Annotated in this window: 22 protein-coding genes; 6 read left to right on the top strand and 16 right to left on the bottom strand. The window is 71.2% G+C overall.

Annotation, left to right across the window (positions count from 1 at the left end; genetic code table 11):
• The 13 genes from QM772_RS11520 to QM772_RS11460 form a co-directional block, all read right to left on the bottom strand.
• The gene (locus QM772_RS11520) at window positions 1-939 is read right to left on the bottom strand and encodes a family 2A encapsulin nanocompartment shell protein (protein WP_415136561.1); all 939 of its coding nucleotides are present in this window, start codon (window positions 937-939) and stop codon (window positions 1-3) included.
• A complete protein-coding gene (gene epsC, locus QM772_RS11515) occupies window positions 936-1,895 on the bottom strand; it encodes a serine O-acetyltransferase EpsC (RefSeq protein ID WP_415136559.1) in 960 nt (319 codons plus the stop codon). The genes QM772_RS11520 and epsC overlap by 4 nt, the downstream gene beginning before the upstream one ends.
• Before the next feature lie 227 nt (window positions 1,896-2,122).
• On the bottom strand, window positions 2,123-2,590 hold the full coding sequence (locus QM772_RS11510; protein ID WP_415136557.1) for a rhodanese-like domain-containing protein: 468 nt from the start codon (window positions 2,588-2,590) through the stop codon (window positions 2,123-2,125).
• A 46-nt stretch (window positions 2,591-2,636) separates the two neighbouring features.
• Window positions 2,637-2,765 carry a hypothetical protein gene (locus QM772_RS11505; RefSeq protein WP_415136555.1) on the bottom strand — a complete coding sequence of 43 codons (129 nt, stop codon included), beginning with the start codon at window positions 2,763-2,765 and terminating at the stop codon, window positions 2,637-2,639.
• A gap of 12 nt (window positions 2,766-2,777) precedes the next feature.
• Window positions 2,778-2,993: a TOBE domain-containing protein gene (locus QM772_RS11500; RefSeq protein ID WP_415136553.1), complete on the bottom strand. Its 216-nt coding sequence runs from the start codon at window positions 2,991-2,993 to the stop codon at window positions 2,778-2,780.
• Window positions 2,994-3,019: 26 nt separating this feature from the next.
• On the bottom strand, window positions 3,020-3,838 hold the full coding sequence (locus QM772_RS11495; RefSeq protein ID WP_415136551.1) for an ATP-binding cassette domain-containing protein: 819 nt from the start codon (window positions 3,836-3,838) through the stop codon (window positions 3,020-3,022).
• Between the two features lies 1 nt (window position 3,839).
• Window positions 3,840-4,799: an aliphatic sulfonate ABC transporter substrate-binding protein gene (locus QM772_RS11490; RefSeq protein ID WP_415136549.1), complete on the bottom strand. Its 960-nt coding sequence runs from the start codon at window positions 4,797-4,799 to the stop codon at window positions 3,840-3,842.
• 29 nt (window positions 4,800-4,828) lie between these two features.
• Window positions 4,829-5,689, bottom strand: a complete 861-nt coding sequence (ssuC, locus tag QM772_RS11485) for an aliphatic sulfonate ABC transporter permease SsuC (RefSeq protein WP_415136547.1) — start codon at window positions 5,687-5,689, stop codon at window positions 4,829-4,831.
• 13 nt (window positions 5,690-5,702) lie between these two features.
• Window positions 5,703-6,878 carry an FMNH2-dependent alkanesulfonate monooxygenase gene (gene ssuD, locus QM772_RS11480; protein ID WP_415136545.1) on the bottom strand — a complete coding sequence of 392 codons (1,176 nt, stop codon included), beginning with the start codon at window positions 6,876-6,878 and terminating at the stop codon, window positions 5,703-5,705.
• A 143-nt stretch (window positions 6,879-7,021) separates the two neighbouring features.
• Window positions 7,022-7,984: a sulfonate ABC transporter substrate-binding protein gene (locus QM772_RS11475; protein ID WP_415136543.1), complete on the bottom strand. Its 963-nt coding sequence runs from the start codon at window positions 7,982-7,984 to the stop codon at window positions 7,022-7,024.
• Between the two features lie 23 nt (window positions 7,985-8,007).
• The gene (locus tag QM772_RS11470; RefSeq protein ID WP_415136541.1) at window positions 8,008-8,976 is read right to left on the bottom strand and encodes a sulfonate ABC transporter substrate-binding protein; all 969 of its coding nucleotides are present in this window, start codon (window positions 8,974-8,976) and stop codon (window positions 8,008-8,010) included.
• A gap of 106 nt (window positions 8,977-9,082) precedes the next feature.
• Window positions 9,083-9,676 (bottom strand): NADPH-dependent FMN reductase, encoded by a 594-nt coding sequence (gene ssuE, locus QM772_RS11465; protein ID WP_415136539.1) that lies wholly within the window; start codon window positions 9,674-9,676, stop codon window positions 9,083-9,085.
• A gap of 66 nt (window positions 9,677-9,742) precedes the next feature.
• Window positions 9,743-10,765, bottom strand: coding sequence for a sulfate ABC transporter substrate-binding protein (locus QM772_RS11460; RefSeq protein ID WP_415136537.1), 1,023 nt, complete (start codon window positions 10,763-10,765; stop codon window positions 9,743-9,745).
• 193 nt (window positions 10,766-10,958) lie between these two features.
• On the opposite strand from QM772_RS11460, the gene QM772_RS11455 reads away from it, so the two are divergent.
• The gene (locus QM772_RS11455; RefSeq protein WP_415136535.1) at window positions 10,959-11,978 is read left to right on the top strand and encodes a C4-dicarboxylate ABC transporter; all 1,020 of its coding nucleotides are present in this window, start codon (window positions 10,959-10,961) and stop codon (window positions 11,976-11,978) included.
• A gap of 164 nt (window positions 11,979-12,142) precedes the next feature.
• Entirely contained in the window at window positions 12,143-12,910 is a 768-nt protein-coding gene (locus tag QM772_RS11450) for a TerC family protein (protein WP_415136533.1), read from the top strand.
• An 89-nt stretch (window positions 12,911-12,999) separates the two neighbouring features.
• Here QM772_RS11450 and mnmA read toward each other — a convergent pair whose 3' ends face one another.
• A complete protein-coding gene (gene mnmA / locus QM772_RS11445; RefSeq protein WP_415136531.1) occupies window positions 13,000-14,121 on the bottom strand; it encodes a tRNA 2-thiouridine(34) synthase MnmA in 1,122 nt (373 codons plus the stop codon).
• 115 nt (window positions 14,122-14,236) lie between these two features.
• Here mnmA and QM772_RS11440 point away from each other — a divergent pair, with 115 nt between their 5' ends.
• Window positions 14,237-15,358: an ABC transporter substrate-binding protein gene (locus tag QM772_RS11440; RefSeq protein ID WP_415136529.1), complete on the top strand. Its 1,122-nt coding sequence runs from the start codon at window positions 14,237-14,239 to the stop codon at window positions 15,356-15,358.
• Window positions 15,359-15,610: 252 nt separating this feature from the next.
• On the opposite strand, the gene QM772_RS11435 is transcribed toward QM772_RS11440, so the two are convergent.
• The gene (locus QM772_RS11435; RefSeq protein ID WP_415136527.1) at window positions 15,611-16,366 is read right to left on the bottom strand and encodes a sulfite exporter TauE/SafE family protein; all 756 of its coding nucleotides are present in this window, start codon (window positions 16,364-16,366) and stop codon (window positions 15,611-15,613) included.
• A 52-nt stretch (window positions 16,367-16,418) separates the two neighbouring features.
• Window positions 16,419-16,910 (bottom strand): NUDIX hydrolase, encoded by a 492-nt coding sequence (locus QM772_RS11430; RefSeq protein ID WP_415136525.1) that lies wholly within the window; start codon window positions 16,908-16,910, stop codon window positions 16,419-16,421.
• A gap of 162 nt (window positions 16,911-17,072) precedes the next feature.
• Between QM772_RS11430 and QM772_RS11425 the strand changes: the two genes are divergently transcribed.
• The 3 genes from QM772_RS11425 to pntB are packed head-to-tail and all read left to right on the top strand — an operon-like array spanning window position 17,073 to window position 21,018.
• Window positions 17,073-17,921 carry a hypothetical protein gene (locus QM772_RS11425; RefSeq protein WP_415136523.1) on the top strand — a complete coding sequence of 283 codons (849 nt, stop codon included), beginning with the start codon at window positions 17,073-17,075 and terminating at the stop codon, window positions 17,919-17,921.
• 46 nt (window positions 17,922-17,967) lie between these two features.
• Window positions 17,968-19,575, top strand: a complete 1,608-nt coding sequence (locus tag QM772_RS11420) for a Re/Si-specific NAD(P)(+) transhydrogenase subunit alpha (protein ID WP_415136521.1) — start codon at window positions 17,968-17,970, stop codon at window positions 19,573-19,575.
• 24 nt (window positions 19,576-19,599) lie between these two features.
• Entirely contained in the window at window positions 19,600-21,018 is a 1,419-nt protein-coding gene (gene pntB, locus QM772_RS11415) for a Re/Si-specific NAD(P)(+) transhydrogenase subunit beta (protein WP_415136519.1), read from the top strand.
• Window positions 21,019-21,031: the final 13 nt, after the last annotated feature.

The raw sequence follows: 21,031 nt of genomic DNA, 5'->3' as shown, positions 1-21,031 counted from the left end.
TCACTTGTAGGTGTCCAGCGCCGCGTAGTCGTGGTAGCGGTTGACCTCCACGTCGTCCAGCACCGCCAGCGCGTCGGGCGTGAGCACCGCCAGCGAGCAGTACTGCGAGATCAGGTACGAGGCGATGGCATGGTTGTTGATGCCCATGAAGCGCACCGACAGCCCCGGCCCCTGCTCCCCCGGCAGACCGGGCTGGAACAGACCGACCACGCCCTGGCGCTTGTCGCCCACGCGCAGCAGGATGATCTTGCTCTTGCCGTCGGCCACCGGCACCTTGTCGGACGGGATCAGCGGCACGCCGCGCCAGGTGATGAACTGCGAGCCGAACAGGCTCACCGTGGGCGGCGGCGTGCCGCGCCGCGTGGCCTCGCGGCCGAAGGCGGCGATGGTCAGCGGGTGCGCCAGGAAGAAGGCCGGCTCCTTCCACACCTTGGTCAGCAGCTCGTCCAGGTCGTCCGGCGTCGGCGGGCCGCTCAAAGGGAAGATGCGCTGCTCGTCCGCCACCTGGGCCAGCAGGCCGTAGTCGGGGTTGTTGATGAGCTCGCTCTCCTGGTTCTCCTTGATGGTCTCGATGGTCAGGCGCAACTGCTCCTTGATCTGGTCGTGCGGGCTGCTGTAGAGGTCGGAGACGCGGGTGTGCACGTCGAGCACGGTGCTGACGGCGTTCAGGAAGTACTCGCGCGGCTGCTCCTCGTAGTCCACGAAGGTGCGCGGCAGCTGGTGCTCGTCCTCCTTGGCGGTGCAGGTGACCTTGATCGCCTCCGGGTTCTTCACCTTGTTCAGGCGGTAGATGCCGGCCTCCACCGGCACCCATTGCAGCAGGTGCGTGAGCCAGCGCGGCGAGATGGTCGAGAGCTGAGGGACGGTCTTGGTGGCGTTGGCCAGCTGGCGCGCGGCCAGGTCGCCCAGGGCGGTGGTGCCGCCGACGGTTGCATTCATGGGGAAACTCCGTGGATGAGGGAAGGGGAAGGGGAAGGGAAAACGGAAGCGGGTTCGGCGGCGCCGCCCTGCGCGCTCGCCTGCGTCAGGTGCGCGCCGGGCGGCACGTCGTGCGTGACCCACACGTTGCCGCCGATGGTGGCGCCCTGGCCGACGGTGACGCGGCCCAGCACCGTGGCGCCGGCGTAGATGACCACGTCGTCCTCGATCAGCGGGTGGCGCGGCAGGCCCTTCTTGAGCTGGCCCGCGGCGTCCAGCGGAAAGCGCTTGGCGCCCAGCGTGACGGCCTGGTAGATGCGCACGCGCTCGCCGATGACGGCGGTCTCGCCGATCACCACGCCGGTGCCGTGGTCGATGAAGAACGAGCCGCCGATCGACGCGCCGGGGTGGATGTCGATGCCTGTGGCGCCATGCGACAGCTCGGCGATCAGCCGCGCCAGCAGCGTGGCGCCCAGCCCGTGCAGCGTGTGCGCCAGGCGGTGGTTGATGATGGCGTGCACGCCGGGGTAGCACAGCAGCACCTCGTCCACGCTGTGCGCGGCCGGGTCGCCGTGGTAAGCGGCCAGCACGTCGGTGTCCAGCAGGCGCCGGGTGGCCGGCAGCGACCAGGCGAACTGGCGCACGATGTGGTCGCCGCGCGCGTCCGTCTCGCGCGGCGAGAGGTGCGCGTGGCGCGCCGTGTGCCGCAGCTCCAGCCGCACCTGGCCGGCCAGCGTGTGCAGCACCTGGTCCAGCGCCGAGCCGACGTAGAAGTCCTCGGCGTCCTGGCGCAGCTCGGGCGGCCCCAGCCGCATCGGGAACAGCAGGCCGTGCAGGTCGGCCAGCAGCGCGCGCAGCACCTCGCGCGAGGGCAGGTCGCGGCCGCGCGGCTCCAGCGAGCGGCCCTGCGCCAGGCGCCAGTCGCGGCGCGCGCTGCGCAGCTCGGCCACGATCTCGGGGATGGGGATGTCGGTCATTTTATAAGTCAAATCGGCCTGCAGCGCTTGATGGGCAAGCGCTGGCAGCTATCTTTTTGGGAGAATTGCTGAATCCTGTTGCGAAGGAAACCCAAAGGATCGAAGGGCCGCGGAGCAGGCCAGGCCAGTGCGCTCCTGGCCGGGGTTTCCCCGGCCAGCGGGCGCGCCCCGTCGAGGGAGGAGGCGCAACATCGCGCAGCGAGTGAAGCAACGGGGGTGATGTCATTTCAGTCTTGCGCCCACGGCAGGCCGTGGAAGCGCCAACCGTCCGCGTGGCCGCGCTGCTGGCGCGCGTCCAGCTCGCCCTCGAAGCCTTCGAGCACGTTGAACACGTGCGTGAAGCCGGCCTTGGCGGCGGCCTCGGCCGCCAGCGCCGAGCGCTTGCCGCTGCGGCACAGCAGCAGGATCGTGCCGTCCTTGCCGGCCTTGGCCTCCAGCTCGCGCGTGAAGCGCGGGTTGCGGGTGAGCGCGGTGCCGGTGGCCCAGGGCACGTGGAGGCTGCCGGGCACGTGGCCGACGAACTTGCGCTCCTCGGCGCTGCGCACGTCCACCAGCAGGGCGTCGCCGGCTTCGAACAGCGCCCAGGCCAGGGCGGGGGGTACCTGGCCGTGGAACGGCAGGTTCTGGTCGGCGGCGCGCGCCTCGACGGCGCGCAGGGCTTCCAGGGCGGGAGTGAGGGCTTCGACGGTGGTCATGATGAGGGGTGTCTCCTGTATCGATGCGATGCGATGCGCGGCGGGGTCAGCGGGCCAGCAGTCCGGCCGCCAGCATCACCAGCGCCAGCACGATGTAGGCGACCGCTTCCAGCCGGGTGATACGGGGCGGGCCAAGGCGCTCGGGCGCCGGCGCCGCGTCGCGGGGCACTGCCATGGCGTTCAGCGTTCAGAGCCGGGCCAACGAGACCTCGGTGGACTTGACCAGCGCCACCACCTCGGTGCCGACGACCAGGCCCAGGTCGTCGACCGAGCGCGTGGTGATGACCGAGGTGACGACGCCCCAGGGCGTTTCGACGTCGATTTCGGAAACGACGTCGCCGCGGACGATTTCGCGCACATGCCCCTTGAACTGGTTGCGCACGTTGATGGCTTGGATGGTCATGGCTTTCTCCTTCGGTTGACAAAAGTTCAGATGGCCCAGCGCAGGCCGTGGGCGGGAGCGCCGGCCCAGCGGGCGCCGGCTTCTTCGCTGGCCCTGGGCCGGGCGTCGGGTTCGGGCTTTTGCAGCACGCGGTCGAGGATGCGTTTCTCGAGGGCGGCGAACGCCGCGTCGCCCTGCGCGCGCGGGCGCGGCAGCGCGATGCGCTCGTCCAGCGCGATGCGCCCCTCTTCGATCAGCACCACGCGGTCGGCCAGCGCCACGGCCTCCTGCACGTCGTGCGTGACCAGCAGCGCGGTGAAGCGGTGGCGCTGCCACAGCCCTTCGATGAGGCGGTGCATCTCGATGCGCGTGAGCGCGTCCAGCGCGCCCAGCGGCTCGTCGAGCAGCAGCAGGCGCGGCCGGTGCACCAGCGCGCGCGCCAGGGCCACGCGCTGGCGCTGGCCGCCCGACAGGCGCGCGGGCCATTCCTGCGCGCGGTCGGACAGCCCGACCTGGGCCAGCACTTCCAGGGCGCGCCCATGCTGGTCCGGCGGCAGGCCCAGCGTCACGTTGTCCAGCACGCGGCGCCAGGGCAGCAGCCGCGCGTCCTGGAACATGATGCGGGTGTCGCCGTGCAGTCCCTGCACGGGCTGGCCGTCGACGGCCAGGCTGCCCTCGCTCGCGTCCTCCAGGCCCGCGACCAGGCGCAGCAGCGTGCTCTTGCCGCAGCCGCTGCGGCCGACGATGGCGATGAACTCGCCCGGGGCGATGTCGAGCCGGGCGCGGCGCAGCACCTCGCGCGCGCCGTAGCGCTTGCCCAGGTCGCGGATGTCGAGCCGCACGCCTGCAGCGGTGTCCTGGGCCATCTCACGCTCCCGGCTTGAACAGGGCGGCGTCGAGCGCATCGACGCGGCGCGGCAGCAGCTTCTCGGCCAGGAAGGCGTCGGCGATCTTCTGCTGCTCGCGCAGGCCCTCGGGCACCACGGGCCGCACGGCATAGCTGCGGCGGCCGTTGGCCTGCTCGATGGTGGCGGCGTCCAGCCCCCATACGGGCGCGAGCAGCCGCGCGGCCTCGCGCGGCTGCTGCTTGACCCAGCGGCCGGTCTTCTCCAGCTCGGCGTAGATCACGCGCAGCACGTCGGGCCGCGCCTGGGCGTAGCGCGTGCTGGCGAGGTAGTAGCGCTGGTACGAGGCGATGCCGGTGCCGTCGGCCAGCACGCGCGCGCCGGACTGCGCCTCGGCGGCGGCCAGGAACGGGTCCCACACCACCCAGGCGTCGATGGCGCCCTTCTCGAACGCGGCGCGGCCGTCGGCCGGCGTCAGGTAGGCGGGCTGGATGTCGGCGAGGGACAGGCCGGCCTGGTCCAGCGCGGCGATCAGCAGGTAGTGCGCGCCGGCGGCCTTGGCGAAGCCGACCTTGCGGCCCTTGAGGTCGGCCACGCGCCGGATCGGCGAGCCCGCCTTGACCAGGATGGCCTGGGCCGAGGGCGAGGGCGCCTCCTGCGCGACGAAGGTCAGCCGGGCGCCGGCCGCCTGCGCGAACACGGGCACGGTGTCGGCCACGTCGGCGCTGAAGTCCAGGTTGTCGAGGTTCAGCGCCTCCAGCAGCGGCAGCCCGCTGGTGAACTCGTGCCACGCGGGCTGCACGCCCAGCGGCGCGAGCTGCTTCTCCAGCGTGCCCTGCGTCTTGAGCACGGCGATCAGGGTGGACGACTTCTGGTAGCCGATGCGCACGGCGGCGGTACCCTGGGCGCGCGCCAGGCCGGCGGCGGCGAGCGACGCCAGGCCCGCGAGCGCGTGGCGGCGTGAGAAAGCGAGGGGAGTCATGGAATGGGCCTTCTTGGGCAGGGAGGGGGTCATTTCTTCTGGTAGCCGGGGTGCCAGCGCAGCCACCACTGCTCCAGGCCGCGCGCGAACACGTCGGCCAGCTTGCCGAGCAGCGCATAGAGCAGGATGCCCACCAGCACCACGTCGGTCTGCAGGAACTCGCGCGCGTTCATGGTCAGGTAGCCGATGCCCGACTGCGCCGAGATGGTCTCGGCCACGATCAGGATCACCCACATCAGGCCGAGCGAGAAGCGCAGCCCCACCAGGATGGACGAGAGCGCGCCCGGCAGGATGATCTGCCGGTAGAGCTGCCAGCGCGTGAGGCCGTAGGTGCGGCCCATCTCGATCAGCGCCGGATCGACGTTGCGGATGCCGTGGAAGGTGTTCAGGTAGATCGGGAAGAACACCGACACGGCGATCAGGAACAGCTTGGCCGTCTCGTCGATGCCGAACCACAGGATCACCAGCGGGATCAGCGCCAGCGCCGGGATGTTGCGCACCATCTGCACGGTGGAGTCGAGCAGCGTCTCGGCCGTGCGCAGCGAGCCGGTGAGCAGGCCCAGCAGCAGCCCGAGCCCGCCGCCGACGGCCAGGCCCGCCAGCGCGCGGCCGGCGCTCACCTTCACGTGCGTCCACAGCTCGCCCGATGCGGTCAGCGTCCACGCGGCCTTGGCCACGTCGACGGGCGCGGGCAGCACGCGGGTGGAGAGCCAGCCCAGCGACGAGGCCGCCTGCCACGCGGCGAGCAGCGCCAGCGGCACGATCCAGGGCGCGAGGCGCCGGCCGACGCCGGCGATGAAGGGCGCGAGGCCGGCGAGCGCGCCCGGCTCCTGCGGCGCCGCGACGGCGGCGACCGCGCTGGCGTCGAGCTCACGGAGGACTTGCGTCATGGCCGGCTCCTGCTCAGCTTTGCGCCGCGCGCGGCACGTACAGGTTGGCGACGGCCTCGCCCGCCGGCTGGCCGAAAGGCCCGAAGGGCGCGCCGCCCGCGAGCTTTTCCCGCGTGCGCAGCGGCAGCAGCGGGAACACCAGCTCGGCGAAGCGGTAGGCCTCCTCCAGGTGCGGGTAGCCCGAGAGCACGAAGGTGTCGATGCCGAGCTGCGCGTACTCCTCGATGCGGGCGGCCACGGTCTGCGGGTCGCCGACCAGCGCCGTGCCCGCGCCGCCGCGCACCAGCCCCACGCCGGCCCAGAGGTTGGGGCTGATTTCCAGGTCGGCGCGGCTGCGCTTGGCGCCGCCGGCATGCAGCGCGGCCATGCGGCGCTGGCCTTCGGAGTCCATGCGCGCGAAGGCGGCCTGCGCCTGCACCACCGTCTCGTCCTGCACGTGGCTGATCAGCGCCTCGGCCGCCTGCCAGGCCTGCTCGTCCGTCTCGCGCACGATCACGTGCAGGCGGATGCCGAAGCGCAGCGTGCGGCCGCGGCGCGCGGCGCGCTCGCGCACGTCGGCGACTTTCTTGGCCACCTCGGCGGGCGGCTCGCCCCAGGTCAGGTAGGCGTCGATCTGCTCGGCCGCCAGCTCGTGCGCGGCCTCGGACGAGCCGCCGAAGTACACCGGCGGATAAGGTTGCTGGACTGACGGAAAGAGCAGCCTGGCGCCCTTGACTTGCAGGTAGTCGCCGTCGAAGTCCAGGCTCTCGCCCGCATGGCTGCGCGCCAGGATTTCGCGCCAGATGCGGATGAACTCGGCCGACTGGGCGTAGCGCTCGGCGTGGTCGAGGAACACGCCGTCGCCCTCCAGCTCGCCCCGGTCGCCGCCGGTGACGAGGTTGATGAGCAGCCGCCCGCCGGAGAGCCGGTCGAAGGTGGCGGCCATGCGGGCGGCCAGGCTCGGCTGGTGCAGGCCGGGGCGCACCGCCACCAGGAACTTCAGGCGCCGCGTGGCGCCGATCAGGCTCGACGCGACGACCCACGGGTCTTCGCAAGAGCGGCCGGTGGGGATCAGCACGCCTTCGTAGCCCAGGCTGTCGGCGGCGATGGCCACCTGTTTCACGTAGTCGTGGCTGACCTGCCGACCGCCCCGGGCGGTGCCCAGGTAGCGGCTGTCGCCGTGGGTGGGAATGAACCAGAAGACTTGCATCGGTGTCCTGCTTTCTCCGGAATCAGTACGAGATGGGGAATCGCCAGTGCAGGCCCCAGGCGCCGGCGGTGGTGCGGACCAGGCGCCACGCCTGCTGCGCGGCTTCGAGAGGGCGGGTGGTCATGGCGGCGCTCCCCTTGTGTTCAGGCGGCGGCCCAGGGCGAACGCGCGACGTCCCGGACCTGGATGCGCCGGGGGATCAGCTTCAGCGCGAGGAAGGTGTCGGCGATCTGCTGCTGCTCGGCCAGGATGGCGGGCGTGACCGGCCCGGTGCCGTATTCGGCGCGCGCGGTGGACAGATCGAGCACCGGCTTCGGGATGCCGAACAGCGGCGCCAGTTCGGCCGCCAGCAGGTCGCGGTTGAGCTTGGCCCAGATGTCGATCTTGTTGATCTCCTCGATGGCGACGCGCAGCACGTCGAGGTTCTTGTCGGCATAGGACAGCGACGAGAAGTAGTACGCCCGGTTGCCCACCACGCCGGTGGCGTCGGCCAGCAGCGTGGCGTCCAGCGACTTCTGCGCGGCGGCGAGGAACGGGTCCCAGATCACCCAGGCGTCGATGGAGCCTTTCTCGAACGCGGCGCGCGCGTCGGCCGGCGGCAGGAAGACCACGTTCACGTCGGCGTACTTCAGGCCGTGCTTCTCCAGCAGCTTGACCAGGAAGTAGTGCACGTTGCTGCCCTTGTTGAGCGCGACTTTCCTGCCCTTGAGGTCGGCCGCCGCGCGGATCGGCGAGCCCTTGGGCACCAGCACGCCCTCGGCCTTGGGGCGCGGCACCGTGGCGGCCACGTAGGCCAGCGGCGCGCCGGCCGCCTGGGCGAAGATGGGCGGCGCCTCGCCCACGTCGCCGAAGTCGATGGCGCCGACGTTCAGCGCCTCCAGCTGCACCGGGCCGGCGGTGAATTCGGTCCAGGTGGGCTTGACGCCCAGCGGCGCCAGGCGCTGCTCCAGCGTGCCGCGTCCCTTGAGCAGGCTCAGGAAGCCCTTCTGGTGGCCGATGCGGAATTCGCGGACGGGCTGCGCCCCGGCGCCGAAGGCGGCCGGCAGCGCGATGGCGGAGGCCGCGCCCCGGAGCAGGCGGCGGCGGGAGGGGGAGATCGGGTTCATGGCGTGTCCTTTCCTGGCAGGCATCAGGGCTGCGCCTGCACCAGCACGGCGTCGCTGACCTGGATGGGCCTGGGGATCAGCTTCAGCTCGGCGAAGGTGTCGGCGATCTTCTGCTGGTCGGCGGCCACGGCGGGCGTGATGGGCTTGACGTTGAATGCCTGCCGCTGCAGGGCCAGCTCCACCACCTCGACCGGCAGGCCCTGCAGCGGCGCGATCCGCGCGGCGGCCTGCTTCAGGTGGGCCTTGAGCCATGCGCCGTCCTCCACCGAGGCGGCGAACAGCGCCTGGATGACCTGGGGGTTGCGGGTGGCGTAGTCGCGCTGGGCCAGGTAGTACTGGTGGTTGTTCACCACGCCCCGGCCGTCGGCCAGCGCGCGCGCGCCGATCTGTTTTTCCGCCGCGGCCAGGAACGGGTCCCAGATGACCCAGGCGTCGACGTTCCTGCTTTCGAAGGCGGCGCGGGCATCGGCGGGCGCCAGGTAGACCACTTGCAGGTCGGCGAGCTTGATGCCCGCCTGCTCGACCAGCCGGGCCAGCAGGTAGTGCACGTTGCTGCCCTTGTTGAGCACCACCTTCCTGCCCTTCAGATCGGCCACCGACCGGATGGGCGAATCCTTGGGCACCACGATGGCCTCGGCCTGCGGCGAGGCCGGGTCGTTGCCGATGTAGACGAACTGCGCGCCGGCGGCCTGCGCGAAGATGGGCGGCGCCTCGCCGACGTAGCCCACGTCCACCGCGCCCACGTTCAGCCCCTCCAGCAGCTGCGGGCCGGCAGGGAATTCCACCCACTTGACGCGCACGCCCAGCGGCTGGAGCCTCTGCTCCAGCGAGCCGGTGGCCTTTTGCAGCGTGTGCAGCGCGGAGGACTTCTGGATGCCGATGCGCAGCAGCTTGTCCTGCGCCCAGGCCGGGCCGGACGCGGCGAGCGCGCCCAGGGTGAGGAGGGAGGCCAGCGCGGCGCGGCGCGCGGCGGAAAACGAAATCGAGACCATGGTGCGAATCCTTGGGTGGCGGGCGCGGGCAAAGCCGCGCCCAGCCCGCCGCGTGGCGGGCGGTCAAGAGGACAAAGGGTCGGGGTGGCGTTGGGCGGCCGGGCCGTCAGACGCTACATCGCACCTGCGAGAAATGCACCGGCGCGAACCGCGGCCGGGGCGCGGCCGGGGTGTGCCGCAAGGTCTCGGCGGCGAGCAGCTGCACCGCCTCGCCGATGCGTCCGGTTACCTCGGCGTCCAGGTGGTAGGCCCCCTCGGGCAGCAGCGCGACCTGGGCATCGGTGGCGTAGATGCCGGGCAGCACGTGCCGCGCGCCCAGCGACTGCAGCACCGGCCGCAGCGCGTAGTCCAGCGCCAGCATGTGGTGCGGGCTGCCGCCGGTGGCCAGGGGCAGCACCGTCTTGTCCTTCAGCGCGGCCTGCGGCAGCAGGTCGAGAAAGACCTTCAGCACACCGCTGTAGGCCGCCTTGTAGACCGGCGTGGACACCACCACCACGCGCGCCCGCGCCACCAGGTCGGCCGCGCGCGCCACCGACCGGTGGGCGGCGTCGGCCAGCAGCAGGGCCTGCGGGTTCAGGTCGCGGATGTGCAGGCGCTCGACCAGCGCGCCGCGCGCGCCCAGGCGCTGGCCCACGGCGTCCAGCAGGGCGGCGGAGCGCGAGCGCTCGGAGGGGCTGCCGGCGATCAGGAGGGTGGACATGGGGTGCGCTATGGATAGTGAAGCTGACGGCGCTTGAACCGCAAGCGCTGCCGGCCGATGGGATGCTTACTTTTGCGTGTAGATCTGGTCGAACAGCGCGCCGTCCGCGAAGTGCACCTTGGCCGCCTGCGTCCAGCCGCCGAAGCTCTGGTCGATGGTGAACAGGTTCAGCTTGGGGAACTGCCTGGCGTACTTGGCGGCGGCCTTCTCGGCCGTGGGGCGGTAGAAGTTGCGCCCGGCGATGTCCTGGCCCTCGTCGCTGTAGAGGTATTCGAGGTAGGCCGTGGCGACGGCGCGGGTGCCGTGCTTGTCGACGTTCTTGTCCACCACCGTGACGGCGGGCTCGGCCAGGATCGACAGGCTGGGGTAGACGATGTCGAACTTGGCGCCGAACTCCTTCTCCAGCAGGTGCGCCTCGTTCTCCCAGGCCACCAGCACGTCACCCTGGTTGCGCTGGCCGAAGGTGATGGTGGAGCCGCGCGCGCCGGTGTCGAGCACGGGCACGTTCTGGAAGAGCTTCGCCACGAAGTCCTTGGCCTGGGCGTCGCCGCCGTACTTGCGCTTGGCGTATTCCCACGCCGCCAGGTAGTTCCAGCGCGCGCCGCCGCTGGTCTTGGGGTTGGGGGTGATGACCTTCACGCCGGGCTTGACCAGGTCGTCCCAGTCCTTGATGCCCTTGGGGTTGCCCGCGCGCACCACCAGCACGATGGTGGAGGTGTAGGGCGAGCTGTTGTGCGGCAGGCGCTTCTGCCAGTCCTTGGGGATCCACTGGCCGTGGGCGTTCAGCGCATCGGTGTCGCCGGCCAGCGCCAGCGTGGCGACGTCGGCCTCCAGCCCGTCGATGATCGAGCGCGCCTGCTTGCCCGAGCCGCCGTGCGACTGCTTCACGGTCACCTCCTGGCCCGTCTTTTCCTTCCAGTGTTTGGCGAACGCCTTGTTGAAGTCGACGTACAGCTCGCGCGTGGGGTCGTAGCTGACGTTGAGCAGCGTGACGGCGGCGGGTTGCTGCGCCTGCGCGAGGGGCGCGGCGGCCAGCGCGGCCAAGGCGGTCAGCGCCAGGCGGCGGGTGAGGGCGAGGGCGAGGGACATGCCGGACTCCTTGAAGACGGGTGAATGCGAAGGCCGCGATCTTTGTCCGCGCACCCGCCTTCAGGGAACGATTGTTTTCTTGTTTGCTTATTCGGCGCACCCGCGCTTCAGATGAAAACAGCCTCCATCGCTTGCTGGACAAGCGCCGGCAGCTATTAAAAACAAAGCAGGATGATCGTGGCATCATGCCCGCATGGCCCACCGCCCCGATGCCCTGAAGCACCTCGCGCCCCACTGGTTCGCCATCGTCATGAGCCTGTGCGGCCTGGCGCTGGCCTGGAATCGCGCGGTGCCGGTGCTGGGCGATCTGGCCGGCGCCGCCGCGCTGGTGCTGGCTGGCGTGGCGGCGCTGGCCTTCGCCGCGCTGGCGCTGCTGTCGCTGCTGCGCTGGCAGCACCACGGCGACGCGGTGGCGGCTGATTGGGCGCACCCGGTGCGGCACGCCTTCTTCGCCGCCATCCCGGTGTCGCTCCTCCTGCTGGCCACCTGCGGCGTGGCGCTGCTGGGCGCCAGCGGCTGGCTGGCGGCGCTGTGGTGGCTGGGCTCGCTGGCGCAGTTCGGCGTCACGCTGTGGGTGCTGGCGCGCTGGCTGCATGCCGATGCGGCGCGGCGGCCCGGCTGGCACGCGCTGACGCCGGCGCTCTTCATGCCCGTGGTGGGCAACGTGCTGGCGCCGCTGGCCGGCGATGCGCTGGGCGCCGGCAACTGGGCGGCGGCGCAGTTCGGCCTGGGGCTGCTGCTGTGGCCGGTGCTGCTGGCGCTGCTGCTCGCGCGCGCCGTGGCGCTGGGGCCGTGGCCGGCGCGCCTGCTGCCCGCCACCTTCATCACCGCCGCGCCACCGTCGGTCATCGGCAGCGCCGCGCTGCAACTGGGCGCGCCCACGGTGCTGGCCTGGATGTGCTGGGGGGTGGCGCTGTTCTTCGCGCTGTGGAGCTTTCAGGTCGGCCGGCGCATGCTGGCGCAGCCGTTCTCGGTGGCGTTCTGGTCGATGGGCTTTCCGCTGGCGGCGTTCGCCGCGCTGTCGCTGCGGCTGGCGCTGCAATACCCGGCGGCGCAGGCGCCGGCCATGGTCGCGCTGGCGCTGGCCACGCTGGTCGTCGTGCTGCTGGGCATCGCCACCTGGAAGGGCCTGCGCGACGGCGCGCTGCTGCGGCCCGAGCCGGTGGCGCTGGTGGCCGCGCCAGCGGGCGACGCGCCGCCGGCGGCGCGTTGAAGGTTCATAGAATTCAAGTGAAATCAGCCGCTAGCGCCGATGTATCCTGCGCGACGCGCTATTAATAGAGAAGCATGCCGTCATATTTTCTTTGGCCGCGCGCACGAATGACGCTATAAACAAGGCGCGGCAGCGCGGTCCTGACGCTGCCGAGGAGACAACGGATGGAATGGCTCGGCTGGATGGCAACCCCCGAGGGCTGGGTGGCCCTCGTCACCCTGGTGGTGCTGGAGATCGTGCTCGGGGTGGACAACATCATCTTCATCTCGATCCTGGTCGGCCGCCTGCCGCCCGAGCAGCGCAATATGGGGCGGCGCCTGGGCCTGGGCTTCGCCATGGTCACGCGCATCCTGCTGCTGCTGTCGATCACCTGGGTGATGCAACTCACCACGCCGCTGTTCTCGCTGCTGGGCAAGGAGGTGACCGGGCGCGACCTGATCCTGATATGCGGCGGGCTGTTCCTGCTGTGGAAGAGCGTGCATGAGATCCACCAGTCGATGACGCCCGGCCACGACGAGGACGGCGACGGCGCCGCCAGCGCGGCGCGCGCGTCGTTCGCCGCCATCATCGTGCAGATCGCCATCATCGACATCGTGTTCTCGCTCGACTCGGTGATCACCGCCGTCGGCATGGTGGGCGACATCGCCATCATGATCATCGCGGTGGTGGCCTCGGTGGGCGTGATGATGTTCGCCGCCAGGCCGATCGGCGAGTTCGTGGACGCCAACCCCACCATCAAGATCCTGGCGCTGTCGTTCCTGGTGGTGGTCGGCATCCTGCTGATCGCCGAAGGCTTCGGCCAGCACATTCCCAAGGGCTACGTGTACTTCGGCATGGCGTTTGCGTTCGCGGTGGAGATGCTCAACATCCGCATGCGCCGCAACCAGGACCGCATCAAGCTGCACAAGCACATGCCTGGCTCGGAGGCGTGAGCGCAGGGGCCGCGCTTTGTCGCGGCCTCAAGTGTTCTGGGGCGCCAGCGCTCATCCAGAAAGCGCCAGCAGCTATCGATAGATGAGCATCAGCCCGCCTGGGCGCTGGCGATCACCCCGCCGCCCAGGCACACCTCGCCGTCGTACAGCACCGCGCTCTGGCCGGGCGTGACGGCCCATTGCGCGTCGGCGAAGCGCAGGCGGAACCGGCCCGGCGCGTCGCCGGCCGAGAACCGGCAGGCCGCGTCCTGCTGGCGGTAGCGCGTCTTGGCGGCGCAGGCGCCGGGCGCGGGCGGCGCGCCGGCCGTCCAGGCCGCGTCGTCGAAGACCAGCTCGTGCGACAGCAGCCACGGGTGGTCGTGGCCCTGCACGGCCCAGAGCGTGTTGGTGGCCATGTCCTTGCGGGCCACGAACCAGGGCGCGTGTTCGCCCGCGCCGCGCGCCGCGCCCTTTTCCTTCAGGCCGCCGATGCCCAGCCCCTGGCGCTGGCCCAGGGTGTAGAACGACAGGCCCACGTGCTGGCCGATGGTGCGCCCGCGCTCGTCCCTGATGGGGCCGGGCCGGGCTTGCAGGTAGCGGTTGAGAAATTCGCGGAACGGCCGCTCGCCGATGAAGCAGATGCCGGTGGAGTCCTTCTTCTTGGCGTTCGGCAGGCCGATCTCGGCGGCGATGCGGCGCACCTCGGTCTTGCGCAGCTCGCCCACGGGGAACAGCGTCCTCGCCAGTTGCGTCTGGTTCAGGCGGTGCAGGAAGTAGCTCTGGTCCTTGGCCGGATCGAGCCCTTTGAGCAACTCATGCAGGCCCGTGCCTAGGTTGTGCCGCACGCGCGCATAGTGTCCCGTGGCGATCTTTTCCGCGCCCAGGCGCATGGCGTGGTCGAGGAAGGCCTTGAACTTGATCTCGGCGTTGCACAGCACGTCGGGGTTGGGCGTGCGGCCGGCCTGGTATTCGCGCAGGAACTCGGCGAACACGCGGTCGCGGTAGTCGGCGGCGAAGTTGACGTGCTCGATCTCGATGCCGATCACGTCGGCCACCGCCGCCGCGTCGATGAAGTCCTGGTTGGACGAGCAGTATTCGCCGTCGTCGTCGTCCTCCCAGTTCTTCATGAAGATGCCGACCACCTCGTGGCCCGCGCGCTTGAGCAGCCACGCCGTCACCGCCGAGTCCACCCCGCCCGACAGGCCCACCACGATGCGCTGCTTGCTCTGCATGCGGCGATTTTCGCAGGGCCTTCGGGTATGCCCCGACTGGACAGCGCCGAACCGCTGCGCATATGCTGACATTAGTTGTAATTTGTTACGTTCTCCATTGAAGGGGAGTCCACCCATGTTTTTCGACCAGCCGCTTTCCAGACTGCGCGCACTGGCGCTGTGCGCGGCGTGCTGCGCCGGCGGCGGCGCGCAGGCCGACATCCTGATCGGCCAGACCACCGCCGTCAGCGGCTCGGTCGCCGCCAGCGTGGGCGAGGCGCTGCAGGGCGTGCGCGCCTATCTGGACCACGTCAACGCCCAGGGCGGCGTGAACGGCGAGAAGATCAAGCTCATCACGCTGGACGACAACTTCAAGCCGCCGCTGGCCGGCGAGAACGCGCGCAAGCTGATCGAGCAGGAGGGCGTGGTGGCGCTGTTCATGAGCCGGGGCACGCCGCACACCGAAGCCATCCTGCCGCTGCTGGCCAAGCACAAGCTGGCGCTGATCGCGCCGTCCACCGGCGCGATGGTGTTCCACCGGCCGGTCAACCCCTACGTGTTCAACGTGCGCTCCAGCTACCAGGCCGAGTCCAAGCGCGCCGTCGAGCATCTGTTCCAGGTTTCTCTGCAGCGCGTGGCCGTGGTGCACGTGGACGACAGCTTCGGCGCCGACTGCCTGGAGGGCGGCATGCACGGCTTCGACAGCGCCGGCAAGAAGCCGGTGGCCGTCGTCAAGGCCGCGCGCGAGAAGCCGGACTACGCCGCCATCATCCAGCAGCTGAAGCAGGCCGAGGCCCAGGCGGTGCTGTGGTGCGGCTCCGGGCTGGCGGTGGTGGACGGCGTCAAGGCGCTGCGCCAGGCCGGCTCGGCCGCGCAGGTGGTCACGCTGTCCAACAACGCCTCGTCGGGCTTCGTCAAGCAGCTGGGCGAGTACGCCACGGGCGTCATCGTGTCGCAGGTGTTCCCCAACGCACGCGCGCTGGGCGTGCCCATCAACCGCGAGGCGACCACGCTGCTGGCCGGCCAGGCCGAGCTGTCGCCAGCCTCCATCGAGGGCTTCGCCGCCGCCAAGGTGCTGGTCGAGGCGCTGCGCCGCGCCGGCCCCAAGCCCACGCGCGAGAAGATCATCGACGCGCTCAACGGCATGCAGCGCTACGACCTGGGCGGGCTGGAGCTGGCCTTCAGCCCCACCGACCACACCGGCCTGAACTACGTCGAGCTGTCCATCATCGGCCGCGACGGCCGTTTCAGGCGCTAGAAACAGCCCACCCCCCCAGGCTTCACGCGCTGCGCGCCGCCTGCATCGCGTGCGACCTAAAGAGCCGAGTGGCCGCGGAGCAGGCCAAGCCAGTGCGCTCGTGGCCGGGGTTCCCCCGGCCAGCGGGCGCGCCCCAGTCATGTATCCCCCACGCTGCGCTGCCCCCAGAGGGGGCCCTCGCGTCTTCGGGCGGCCGGGCGACGCTCAGGGGGTGCCGCAACATCGCGCAGCGAGTGGAGCAACGGGGGTGAGTCAGTTCCGCGCGAAGAACAGCGCGCTCATCGTGAGCCCCGTGGCGATCACGATGGCGCGCACCCAGGCCACCGGCAGGCGCCGCGCCAGCCGCGCGCCGGCGAAGCCGCCCAGGGTGGCGAACACCGCCATCGGCAGCGCCTGGCGCCACGCGATGGCGCCGCCCAGCGCGAAGGCCGCCACCGACACCACCGACAGCACGAAGGAGTCGAGGTTCTTCAGCGCGTTGACCGTGTTCAGGCGCTGCTCGCCCACCAGCAGGTACAGCGCCATCAGCAGGATGCCCAGCCCGCCGTTGAAGTAGCCGCCATAGACGGCCACCGCCAGCAGCGCGGGCAGGCGCCAGCGCGCCAGCCCCGTGCCGTGCCCGCCGCCGGCCCAGCGCGCCAGCCGCGGCCCCAGCGCGAACAGCGCGGTGGCGAACAGCAGCAGCCAGGGCACCACGCCGGCGAACACCTTGGCGGGGGTGACGAGCAGCAGCAGCGCGCCGGCCACGCCGCCCAGGGCGCTCAAGCCCACCTCGCGCGCCAGCAGCGCGCGCGGCAGCGCCGCCAGCTCGGCGCGAAAGCCCAAGGCGCCGCCCAGGTAGCCGGGGCAGACGGCCAGCGCGCTGGTGGCGTTGGCCGCGATCGGCGGCACGCCGGCCCACACCAGCGCCGGAAAGGTCAGGAAGGTGCCGCCGCCCGCGATGGCGTTCAACACGCCGGCGCCCATGGCGGCGACCGCCAGCACGGCGGTGGAGAGCAGCGGGTCCATGCGTGACCGGATACTTCAAAAAATATAGCTGCCAGCGCTTTCCTGGCGGGCGCTAGAGGCCGATTCTGTTTGTAAAGATCGACGGGTCCACGCACACCGCCTCCAGCCCGAAGCGCTGCCCGCGCAGGTGGTCCTGCACGCAGCGCGCCACCAGCGGGCTGCGGTGGCGCGCGCGGCTGGCCTCGACCTCGGCCGGCGTCATCCACAGCGTGCGCACGATGCCGGCGTCCAGCGCGCGCGCCGGGTCGGGCTCATCCGCGTGGCCGCAAAAGGCCAGGCGCAGCCAGCTGGCGGGTGCGCCCCGCGCGTCCTGCGAGGCCGCCATGTAGACGCCCAGCAGCGCGGTGGGCGTGAAGCGGCGGCCGGTTTCCTCCAGCGCCTCGCGCACGGCGCCGTCCTGGGGCGATTCGCCCGGCTCCAGATGGCCGGCCGGGGTGTTCAGCATCAGCCCCTGCGCGGTTTCTTCCTCGACCAGCAGGTAGCGGCCGGCGTGCTCGATCACGGCGGCCACGGTGACGCTGGGTTTCCATCGCGGGGAGGTCATGCACCAATTATGCGCAGGCGACAGAGGGCGGCTTGCGGCGCGCGGCGCATTTGTTAAGCTCCCGCACCATGCCGCGTGGGGCGGTGCCGGCGCCATCCGAGGCGGCACGCCCTCCAGCCGGTGCGGGTCTGCCCGCCGCCCTCAACCCAACCGCAGTCCCCCATGAACGCACGCCACCCTTCCGCCCCCCGCTCGCGCCGCGCCTGGCTCGCCGCACCGCTGCTGGCCGCCGTGCTGGCCGGCTGCGCCGCGCCCGGCGCGGGCACGGCCGATGCCCAGCCGGCCAGCCCCGCGCCGCAAGCCGCCGCGGCGCTGTCGGCGCCGCTGATCGCCCCGCCGCCCGCCAGCGTCGGCACCTGGGTGGACCTGGGCCACGTGCTGGCGCCCTGGCTGAGCGGCGACGCCCCGGTGCCGGTGAACGGCGTGGCCAGCCCCACCCGCGTGGCCGGGCTGCGCGGCAGCGACGGCCAGTGGCTGGCCATCGTGGTCGCGCAGGTGGCGCCCGCCGGCGGCGCGGCCTGCCCGCAGCCCACCAGCCTGAGCCTGGACGGCGGCGTGCGCGACGCCTGCCTGCGGCTGCGGCGCGACGCCGACTTCGACCGCTGGCTCGAAAAGCAGCACCCGGTGCTGTACCGCTGGGTGGAGGAGCGCCAGTGGGGGGGGCGCCCGCGTGCCTGGGTGAGCTACCGCGCGCCAGCCGGCGGCGGCCAGGCCATCGAGACGCATGCGTTCGTCAATCCAGCCCTGCTGGAGGCCAGCACCCGCAACAATGCCGACTTCCTCGCCGCCGGCCAGCCGGGCGTGGCCTGGGCGCAGCGTTTCGCCGCCGCCACGCGCGCGGCCGGCGCGGGCGGCGCGCTGAACGTGCCGCCGTTCCCCTACGGCCCGCCGGCGCCGCTGCCGCCCGCGCCCCCGGCGGCCGCCGAGCCGCCGCCGGCGCCCACCCAGGCCCTCCAGGTCACGCCGCCGCCGCGCCCGCCGGTGCAGGCGCCCCGGCGCGACCGGGAATAGCCGCACCAACCGCATCGACCATCGGAATCCTCTGAGGAGACAACCCGTGCAGACAGCAACCCCCCAGCCGGTCCAGCGCATCGGCGTGCCGCGCGAAACCTTCCCCGGCGAGAAGCGCGTGGCCACCGTGCCCGATGTGGTCGAGAAGCTGGTCAAGCTCGGCTTCAAGGTCGCCGTCGAGTCCGGCGCCGGCGCGGACGCCAACTTCAGCGATGAGGCCTACCGCGCCGCCGGGGCCGAGGTGATCGACGGCGCCGCCGCGCTGTGGGCCGCATCGGACATCGTGTTCAAGGTGCGCCCGCCCAGCGCCGACGAGGTGGCGCTGATGCGCGAGGGCGGCACGCTCATCGACTTCATCTGGCCGGCGCAGAACCCCGAGCTGATGCAGCAGCTGGCGGCGAAGAAGGCCACGGTGCTCGCCATCGACTGCCTGCCGCGCACGCTGAGCCGCGCGCAGAAGATGGACGCGCTGACCTCCACCGCCGGCGTCAGCGGCTACCGCGCCGTCGTCGAGGCGGCCAACGCCTTCGGGCGCTTCTTCAACGGCCAGATCACGGCCGCCGGCAAGGTGCCGCCGGCCAAGGTGTTCATCGCCGGTGCCGGCGTGGCGGGCCTGGCGGCCATCGGCACGGCGGCCAACCTGGGCGCCATCGTGCGCGCCAACGACACGCGCGCCGAGGTGGCCGACCAGGTCAAGTCGCTGGGCGGCGAGTTCGTGAAGGTCGATTACGAGGAAGAAGGCTCGGGCGGCGGCGGCTACGCCAAGGTGATGAGCGAGGGCTTCCAGGCCGCGCAGCGCCTGATGTACGCGCAGCAGGCCAAGGACGCCGACATCATCATCACCACCGCGCTGATCCCCGGCAAGCCGGCGCCCAAGCTCATCACCGCCGAGATGGTGCAGTCGATGAAGCCCGGCAGCGTGATCGTCGACATGGCCGCCGAGCAGGGCGGCAACTGCGAGCTGACGGTGCCCGGCGAGGCCGTGGTGCGCCACGGCGTGACGATCGTCGGCTACACGGACCTGCCCTCGCGCCTGGCCAAGCAGTCGTCCACGCTGTATGCCACCAACCTGCTGCGCCTGACCGAGGAGCTGTGCAAGGCCAAGGACGGCGTGGCCGTGGTCAACATGGAAGACGACGCGATCCGCGGCCTCACCGTCATCAAGGACGGCGAGGTGACGTGGCCCGCTCCGCCGCTCAAGGCCGCACCCGCACCCGCGCCCAAGGCGGCCGCCGCGCCCGTGGAGCAGAAGAAGGGCGGCCACGGCCACGGCAGCACCGGCCCGCTGCCCGCCAAGACGCTGGCCATCATCTTCGCCGTCGCGGCCGTGGCCTTCTGGTTCATCGGCGCCTACGCGCCGGCCGCTTTCCTGGGCCACTTCACGGTGTTCGTGCTGGCCTGCTTCATCGGCTACATGGTGGTGTGGAACGTCACGCCCGCGCTGCACACGCCGCTGATGAGCGTGACCAACGCCATCTCCAGCATCATCGCCATCGGCGCGCTGGTGCAGATCGCGCCGCCCGAGGCGGGGGCCAACGGGCGGCCCGACGGGCTGATCCTGTGGCTGGCCTTCGCCGCCCTGGTGCTGACGGCCGTCAACATGTTCGGCGGCTTCGCCGTCACGCGCCGCATGCTCGCCATGTTCCGCAAATAACGAGAACCAGAGGGAAAGACGATCATGTCCTCCAGCCTCGCCACGGTGGCGTATCTCGGCGCCGCCATCCTCTTCATCCTCAGCCTGGGTGGCCTGTCCAACCCGGAAACCTCGCGCCGCGGCAACCTGTTCGGCATGGTCGGCATGGCCATCGCCGTGCTGGCCACGGTGTTCGGCCCGCGCGTCACCGGCAGCGGCATCGCCTGGATCGTCGTCGCCCTGGTGATCGGCGGCGCCATCGGCCTGTACGCGGCCAAAGTCGTGAAGATGACCCAGATGCCCGAGCTGGTCGCGCTCATGCACAGCCTGGTGGGCCTGGCGGCCTGCCTGGTGGGCTTCGCCAGCTACGTCGACACCTCGGTGCAGTTCACGGGCGCGGAGAAGGCCATCCACGAGGTGGAGATCTACGTCGGCATCCTGATCGGCGCCGTCACCTTCAGCGGCTCGCTGATCGCCTTCGGCAAGCTCAACGGCAAGATCGGCGGCAAGCCGCTGCTGCTGCCCGCGCGCCATTGGCTCAACCTGGCAGCGCTGCTGGTGGTGATCTGGTTCGGACGCGTGTTCCTGAACGCGCACGAGCCGGGCGCGGGCATGACGGCGCTGATCGTGATGACCGTCATCGCGCTGCTGTTCGGCGTGCACATGGTGATGGCCATCGGCGGGGCGGACATGCCGGTGGTGGTGTCCATGCTCAACAGCTACTCGGGCTGGGCAGCGGCCGCCACGGGCTTCATGCTCAGCAACGACCTGCTGATCGTCACCGGCGCGCTGGTGGGCTCCTCGGGTGCGATCCTGAGCTACATCATGTGCAGCGCGATGAACCGCAACTTCATCAGCGTGATCGCGGGCGGCTTCGGCTCGGGTGGCGGCGCGCCGGCCAAGAAGGGCGATGGCGCGGCCGCCGAGCCGCAGGGCGAGGTGGTGCCCGTGAGCGCCGCCGAGACCGCGGAGCTGCTGCGCGAATCCAAGAGCGTGATCATCGTGCCCGGCTACGGCATGGCCGTGGCCCAGGCCCAGCACACGGTCAACGACATCACCAAGACCCTGCGCGAGAAGGGCGTGGAGGTACGCTTCGCCATTCACCCCGTGGCCGGCCGCATGCCCGGCCACATGAACGTGCTGCTGGCCGAGGCCAAGGTGCCTTACGACATCGTGATGGAGATGGACGAGATCAACGAGGACTTCCCGGACACCGACGTGGCCATCGTCATCGGCGCCAACGACATCGTGAACCCCGCCGCGCAGGACGACCCGGCCAGCCCCATCGCCGGCATGCCGGTGCTGGAGGTGTGGAAGGCCAGGCACTCCATCGTGATGAAGCGCTCCATGGCCTCGGGCTACGCCGGCGTGGACAACCCGCTCTTCTACAAGGAGAACAACCGCATGCTGTTCGGCGACGCCAAGAAGATGCTGGACGAGGTGCTGGGCGCCCTCAAGGCTTAGGGCCTGTTAACGC

It is taken from the genome of Ottowia sp. (genome assembly GCF_047601385.1).
Taxonomy (GTDB): Bacteria; Pseudomonadota; Gammaproteobacteria; order Burkholderiales; family Burkholderiaceae_C; genus Ottowia.
The sequence above is the reverse complement of the archived record's forward strand: the minus strand, read 5'-3'. Positions and strand labels throughout refer to the sequence as shown.